This window comes from Paenibacillus sp. 598K (assembly GCF_003851045.1).
Lineage (GTDB): Bacteria > Bacillota > Bacilli > Paenibacillales > Paenibacillaceae > Paenibacillus_D.
This window is the reverse complement of sequence record NZ_BFBX01000010.1, coordinates 156,621-162,058: the sequence shown is the minus strand read 5'-3', so window position 1 is coordinate 162,058 and position 5,438 is coordinate 156,621. Positions and strand designations below refer to the sequence as shown.

The 5,438-nt window shown below is 57.6% G+C and carries 4 protein-coding genes and 1 pseudogene; 4 read left to right on the top strand and 1 reads right to left on the bottom strand.

The window, feature by feature from the left end; all coding sequences use genetic code 11:
* The 3 genes from PA598K_RS35915 to PA598K_RS04120 form a co-directional block, all read left to right on the top strand.
* Window positions 1-1,045: phosphoenolpyruvate--protein phosphotransferase (locus PA598K_RS35915; RefSeq protein WP_185601546.1), on the top strand; the 1,045-nt coding region annotated here is incomplete at its 5' end.
* 197 nt (window positions 1,046-1,242) lie between these two features.
* Window positions 1,243-1,794, top strand: a complete 552-nt coding sequence (locus PA598K_RS04125; RefSeq protein WP_128655640.1) for a GNAT family N-acetyltransferase — start codon at window positions 1,243-1,245, stop codon at window positions 1,792-1,794.
* A 250-nt stretch (window positions 1,795-2,044) separates the two neighbouring features.
* Window positions 2,045-2,533 (top strand): hypothetical protein, encoded by a 489-nt coding sequence (locus PA598K_RS04120; RefSeq protein ID WP_128655639.1) that lies wholly within the window; start codon window positions 2,045-2,047, stop codon window positions 2,531-2,533.
* Between the two features lie 450 nt (window positions 2,534-2,983).
* Here the strand turns inward: PA598K_RS04120 and PA598K_RS04115 are convergent, their stop codons facing one another.
* A complete protein-coding gene (locus PA598K_RS04115; protein WP_128655637.1) occupies window positions 2,984-4,855 on the bottom strand; it encodes a leucine-rich repeat domain-containing protein in 1,872 nt (623 codons plus the stop codon).
* Window positions 4,856-4,990: 135 nt separating this feature from the next.
* Between PA598K_RS04115 and PA598K_RS37710 the strand changes: the two are divergent.
* Window positions 4,991-5,438, top strand: a pseudogene (locus PA598K_RS37710) (alpha/beta fold hydrolase); the annotation flags it as partial.

The window sequence follows — 5,438 nt, the reverse complement described above, 5'->3', positions numbered from 1 at the left end:
GGCGGCGACAGAGACGCGCGCGGCTGGCGCGGCGAAGGGAGAGGCGCTAGAACCGGCCTCCTCCCGTCAGCTTCGTATCCCGTCGATGGTCGACGAACGTCCCGCTCTCCTCGCCAACATCAGCTCGGTCGCTGAAGCCGTCTCCGCCAGACGCAGCAGAGCCGAAGGAGTCGGCTTGTTTCGAACGGAGTTCTTGTTCATGGGACGAGAAGACCTTCCCTCCGAGGAAGAGCAATTCTGCTCGTACGTGGACGTCGTCTCCATATTCGACGCAGGGACGCCCGTTACGATTCGTACATTAGACGCGGGGGGAGACAAGCCGGTCGCTTCCTTGATGACAGAGACAGAGGACAATCCGTTCCTGGGCCAACGCGGCATACGACTCTCCCTCCTGCATCAGGATGTGCTGCGTACGCAAGTGCGGGCTATCCTGCGGGCTAGCGCGTATGGCCGGGTCAAGCTGCTCTTCCCGATGATTGCCACACTCGGAGAGTGGCGGCAGGCGTTGACTATCGTGGCAGAGGCGAAGGCAGCACTCTCAGATGCCGGCATCGCGTATCACCCCCAGATCGAAACAGGACTGATGATCGAGGTGCCCTCGGCGGCGCTGATTGCAGACCGACTGGCGCAGGAGGCGGATTTTTTCAGTATCGGCACCAACGACCTGATCCAGTACACGATGGCTGCAAGCCGCAACTCGGCCTCGCTGCTCCATGATCCGCTGCAGCCTGCCGTGCTGCGACTGATCCGGCAGGTCATCTGCAGCGCGCATGCGCATTGCAAGCCCGTCAGCCTGTGCGGCGAAATGGCGGCAGAACCTGCCGCGCTCCCCCTCCTGCTAGGAATGGGGCTGGATGCTCTTAGTGTCGGCAACGACGCACAGTCAGCGACCGGGCGTCAGTTGAGTCTGCTGTTCGAGCACAGGGATCAGCAATCTCTACAGCTCGCTGTCGAGGCCTGTCTTGATCTGGACAGCCCCGCCGAGGTACGCCAGGAGGTCGAACGTCGCTTTCCCGAGCTGCGGAAGGTGATGGCAACAGATTAAGGCAAGGCCTTGTCATCGAACGCGGACACTTCCTGTCGACGACAAACTCAGCAACTCCCAGCGCGCGGTAGCCTTATAACGCAGGGAAACAGATAATTGCTTTGACTGTATAGTCGCTATACAGCTTATAATAGCATCGACTCCCCCAAGGGAGCGCCAAGTTATAGCGATTATTGCTGAAGAGGTGGACGTCTGTTATGAAAGTACTGGAAACCGAGCGTTTGCGCATCAGAAACTTTACCATCGCTGATGCGGAGTATTATATGGCCTATGCGGCCCATCCCCGGGTGAACTGCTTTGTGCGTGACAAGGTATCCACCCTGGAGGAAGCCGCAGCCCGGCTGGAGAAGAGAAGCGGCGATGACGGCTATCTGGCGGTCTGTCTGAAGGAAAGCGATGTGGTGATCGGGGAGCTGTTCAGCCATTTCGAAGAACCAGACACCTACGGCATCGGCTGGAGCTTCAACGTCAAATATGAAGGCAAGGGTTATGCGAGGGAGAGCGCGGAGGCGCTGCTGACGTATCTGTTCGAGGAACGGCAGGCTCGCCGACTGTACGCCTACGTCGAGGACGACAACCTACGCTCTCAAAAGCTATGCGAGAAGCTGGGGATGCGCCAGGAGGGCTGCTTCAAGGAGTTCATCTCCTTCACGAACAACGAGGACGGCACGCCCAAATACGAAAATACCTATCACTATGCCTTGCTGAAACGAGAGTGGCTCGGACAGGCAGCGCAACGGCAACGGTAACGAACGGGTTGGCAGTAACCGTAATAGCAGTAACCCGCAATGGCAGTAATCCAGGTAGCAGTAACCCGCAATCGTAGTAGCCCAAGTAGCAGTGTCCACAATGGAGGTTGCTATGCCACGAGTAGCCGGCTAGCGATACGCAGTGATCAAATTAGAAAGTGCTCCGACAGGATCATTCCTGGCTGCTGCAACCCAAGCCCCTCCTCCACCGTATATTGGCTATACGGCCATACCGAAGGAGGAGATCCCCTTGGAACTGTATTTCAATGATCGGCTGCTCAACCGCGGAAAGTCCGATATTATGAATGCAAACGGCGACAAGGTCGGCTTCGTCGATCTGGAGGGCATGCTGACTTCCTCGCTGTCCGTCTATGGTCCCGACGAGGAGCTGCGCTGCTCTGGCAAGGTCCGCACCTGGGGCTACAAATGGATGGTCACCGACCCGTCCGATAACACGCTAGGCCTGCTGATTGATAACTACGCTCTCTTCGGAAAAAAGTACCGGTACGATGCGACAGAGCGCGGCTCCTACACGATCGAGGCGCCCGCTTTCTCCCGCTCTTATACAATCTTCGATGAAAGCGGGTCGACGGTAGCGACCTTCGAGAAGACCAGCAAGTGGCTGCAGCCCGGCGCCTTTTGCCTGCTCAACACGTCGCCCCAGCTCGATGACTACGAGTTGATCGCCGTCGTGCTCGGCATCCACCATTACGAGAAGCGCAGAAATCGCAACGAATAGCCGCAAGGTAAAACGACTAGACCGTCCTTGAGCGGCTAGCGGCCTTGAGCGGCTAGCGGCCTTGAGCGGCTAGTGGCCTTGAGCGGCTAGCGGCCTTGAGCGGCTAGCGGCCTTGAGTACCTTGAGTACCATTCGGTCGCCCCCTTAAGCTTAACTGCAAAAATGCCTTTAAAAAGCGGCTTTGGGAGCGAAAACGGCAGCACAACTGCAATTGTACATTTAAATCGCTCCTTAACTTCCAAACGTGGTTAAATTGGCGAAAACAACTGCACTTTTGCATTTAATACCGCTAGAAATGACGGTTTCGCTGAAAATAGATGTACTTTTGCAGTTAGCACCAAACCGCAGTGCCAGAACGCAACACCAAACCGCAGCACCAGGCCGCAGCACACGAGTAATCCACAAAAGGTGCTTTCCCCAACCAAGCGGGAAAGCACCTTTTGTTGTGTTCTAGTAAATCGTCACCGTATCGCCCAGCACCGTCTTGTTTTGCGCCGGGTTGCCTGCCAGATAGAGCTTCTTCAGCTTCGGCAGCGCGGTCAGCGGCCCCAGATCGGCGATCGCATTATGCTCCAGATGGAGCTCCTCCAGCTGCTGCCAGCCCTTCATGAAATCCAGCTTCTGTATGGTGCTGTCCTGCAGCGTAAACGAGCGCAGCCCCGTCAGCCCGGTCAAGTAAGGCGTCACCCGATCCAGAACGTCGACGTTCTGATCCTTGACCCGATAATAACTGCGAGCCAGCGTCAACTGCTGGAGCGTCTCGTTGCGGAAGGGCTCGTCGCCCTGGATATCAAATTGGCAGTCGTCGCAACTGAACTCAGTCACATGCTGCAGCTCGAACAAGGCCCGGGTCTCATCATAAAACGAGGCATCTACCGCATCGATGACCCGCAGCTCGGGCAGTTGGTCGAGCGCCGCGACATCCGTCATGCTGCCGTCCATGAGCGACAGTCGCGTCAGCTGCGGGAAGCGGCGCAGCGAGGAGCCGCTCAGCTCGGCGCTGCTCAGGCTGACGGTCAATGTCTGCAAAGCCGGCGCCTCGAGCTCCGGGATGAAGCTCGCCGGCAGCTCGGCCCGCCGCACCTGGGGCAGCGAGAGCGACAGCGGCGTCCCGTAGTAGCCGCTGATCGTCAGCTCGGTCAGCGACCCGAGGCTGCCTACCGCCTCCATCGACTCCGCCGCGCCTGCCCGCACCAGCCGCAGCTTGGTCAGCGACAGCTTGCCTCGCAGCGGCTCCAGGCTCGCCAGCTCGGTATTCTCCACATCCAGCCGTTGCAGGTTCGGCATACTCGCGACGAAGTCGAGCGTCTTCACATTGGGCGTATAAGCAAGCTTCAGCTCGCGCAGTTGGCTGAGAGCGTACAGACTGCTCACATCCGTCGTATCGCTGTAGGTGATCGCTAACGACTCCAGTCCGCTCAGCGAGGACAGCCATCGCAGATCATCGACGGAATAGACTGACAGCGAACGCAACGGCAGCTCCTGCAGCAGGTGGAAGTCGGTCACCGACTCATCGACATAGGTCAGGTCCAGCGACTGCAGGTTAGTGAATTGCTGCAGCAGCGCCAGCTCGGCATTGCTGCGGATCTGCAAGGACAGCGATCGAAGCTTCGCAGGGTCGGCGAAATAATGAATAAAGGATGAGAACGACTCGTTAAAGGAACCCGAGTAGCGCTTCAGATCCTTCATATGACTGTACGTGAGATGATCGCTGCGCGCGATATCGTATTCCCCCCGCAGATCCAGCACCGCCAGTCCCGGGAAGGCCTCGAAGTCCTGCTGCTCGATCTTCTGTCCATTGAGCCGCTTGTCGACGACGACGTACTCTCGCAGCTCGGCCTGCTCATTCGTGAACGGATCGTCGAAACTGTAGGTGAAGCGCCATTGGTCGTCCTCCTTGCCCGCAGCCAGATACCGTAGACTGGCCAGATCCTCCTGCGTCGGCATCGCCCCGCCCTTATTCAGGATATCCCGGACGAACACCTGCAGCACCTCGCTCTGCGGCTCCGTGCGGATCGTATGCTGCACGCCGCCGGAGAGGGCGTCGCTGTTTTGCGAGGCCGTCCAGCCGATATAGACGATGAATGCACAGATGAGCAGCAGCGCGACGACCCCCGCTCTTTGCTGCGATTTCGCCGCTCGCTTCGCCGGCGCTGGCGGGGCCGCTGTACCGTGATAGTGATGCACCGACTGGTCGACATAATACACATGATTTTCTTTTAATAGTAGCTCGGTTCGGCAAAAGGGGCACTTGAAGGTACGCCCGTCCTGTTGCTCAATCGTCCCGTTGCAATTGGGACATGTCAGTTGTATAAACGGCACCGGCCGCCCTCCTTGCTGCGATCATAATCTCTTCCTATTATGCTATGGAATGATTATACGCTACAACGGGACAGAAGTAGCAGTTTTTAATGCACTGTCGAGGCAAAATTACGCCACAGAATGCCGCATGGTATAATGATAAGCACACGATTCACACAAGGAGCATCTTCATTGAAATCAAACATTCGTCGTATCGCCAAAGTCACCCTGATTGTATTCGCTCTGCTCCTCCTCGCAGGATTGGTATTCCCGACCTGGACGCCAGCCATCAAAGAGGGCAATAGCATCAGCGTACTGAAGAGCATCGAGATCAATGGCGCAGAGCATACCGTGATGATCCGAGGAGTCAATCGCGACAATCCGGTGCTGCTATTCGTTCACGGCGGCCCAGGCAGCTCGGAGATTCCCTACGTGCGCAAGTATCAGCGTCTGTTGGAGCAGGAATTTACCGTGGTGCATTACGATCAGCGCGGCGCCGGCAAATCGTACCGCTTCTTCCACGACTACTCCGATCTGACGACCGACCTGCTCGTCGATGACCTGATCGCGCTAACCGACTATGTCCGCGCCGAGCTCGGCGCGG

Coding starts and splice junctions, on each gene's coding strand:
- PA598K_RS04125 (WP_128655640.1), top strand. CDS start 1,243: ATGAAAGTACTGGAAACCGAGCGTTTGCGCATCAGAAACTTTACCATC.